We start from the raw sequence: 1,286 nt of genomic DNA, 5'->3' as shown, positions 1-1,286 counted from the left end.
GTGCCGTCCCGGGTTCGGGACGGCACCGTCGCGGGTGAACCTCGCTCAGCGTTCGACGAGCGGGTCGTGACCCAGGTCCAGCAGGGAGTGCCGCCAGTTGTCGTCGGCGTTGCCGCGCGACGGTTTGGCGTCCATCAGCTCGCGGATCCGCTCGACCGCCTCCCGCATCACCTCGATGTCCTCCGGGGTGAGGTCCACCTTGCGTTTGTTGAGCACCTTGAGGATCTCCCGGCCGGGCTGGGGCAGGTCGAGGTTCGGGTTCGGGCTGAACGACTCCTCCCCCGAACCCCGGGTCAGCAGCCAGGTCCGCAGTTGCTCCGACGGGACATTCACCTCGGCGTGGAAGTCCTCCCAGAGCACTTCCACCTCGGGGTCGAGCCGCGCTTCGCGTACCATCAGGTCTCCTCTCGCCGGCGGCGGCCCGGACGTCTCCGGGTCGTCCTGGTCGGTCTTCGGATGCAGGCCCTCCGCGGGCACCCGCGTCCGGCGGGGGTTCGCGGTGGGCGACGCCAGGATCGGGTCGGGATGGTCGTCCTCATCCCGGGGTTTCGCGGACTCCGCGGGCTGGTGCGGGTCCTCGTGTTCGTCCCTTCGCGCCGGCCCGCTCATCGCGGGTGTGTGGTCGTGGCGGCGGTGTACCCCCGCTCGCCCGCTGCCACGTCGAAGGTGAGCGCCCCGTCGCGGACGTCCACAGTGACCTTCTGCCCCGGCGAGATCGCCGACTCCAGCAGCATCCGGGACAGGTGGTTGTCCACCTCCCGCTGGATCACCCGGCGCAGCGGGCGGGCGCCGAACTCCGGCTGGTAGCCGTGCTCGGCGAGCCAGTCGATGCCGGCGGTGGTGAACTCCACCTGGAGGTCCTGGGCGTGCATCCGGCGGCGGGTCTCCTCCAGCAGCAGCGCGGTGATGTCGCGCAGCTGCTCGGCCTCGAGCCGGCGGAAGATGATGACCTCGTCGATGCGGTTGAGGAACTCCGGGCGGAAGTTCTCCTGCAGGCGGCGCATGAGGCGCTCGCGCAGTTCGTTGCTCTCCTGCTCACTGCCCACGTCCCCGGTGCCGAAGCCGACCGAGCGCTGGGCGCCGGTGATCAGTTCGGAGCCGAGGTTGCTCGTCATGATCAGGACGGTGTTCTTGAAGTTCACCGTGCGACCCTGACTGTCGGTGAGCCGCCCGTCGTCGAGCACCTGGAGCAGGATGTTGAAGCACCAACCTGGCCAAGCCCGGCGCCGAGCCGCACGACCTGGAGCTCAACCCGAGCCAGGTCGGAGAGGTCAGCGACGCGGAGC

General features: G+C 69.8%; 1 protein-coding gene and 1 pseudogene. Both read right to left on the bottom strand.

Annotated features, from left to right (window positions below; genetic code table 11):
- Nucleotides 1-45: 45 nt before the first annotated feature.
- Nucleotides 46-396: a DUF3140 domain-containing protein gene (locus ABZ749_RS35365; RefSeq protein ID WP_141909299.1), complete on the bottom strand. Its 351-nt coding sequence runs from the start codon at nt 394-396 to the stop codon at nt 46-48.
- 209 nt (nt 397-605) lie between these two features.
- Nucleotides 606-1,202: pseudogene (locus ABZ749_RS35360) on the bottom strand (AAA family ATPase); the annotation flags it as partial.
- Between the last annotated feature and the right edge of the window lie 84 nt (nt 1,203-1,286).

The organism is Micromonospora sp. NPDC047753, assembly GCF_040642735.1.
Lineage (GTDB): Bacteria > Actinomycetota > Actinomycetes > Mycobacteriales > Micromonosporaceae > Micromonospora.
Note: the sequence above shows the minus strand (reverse complement) of the source record. Positions and strands in the feature narration are given on the sequence as shown.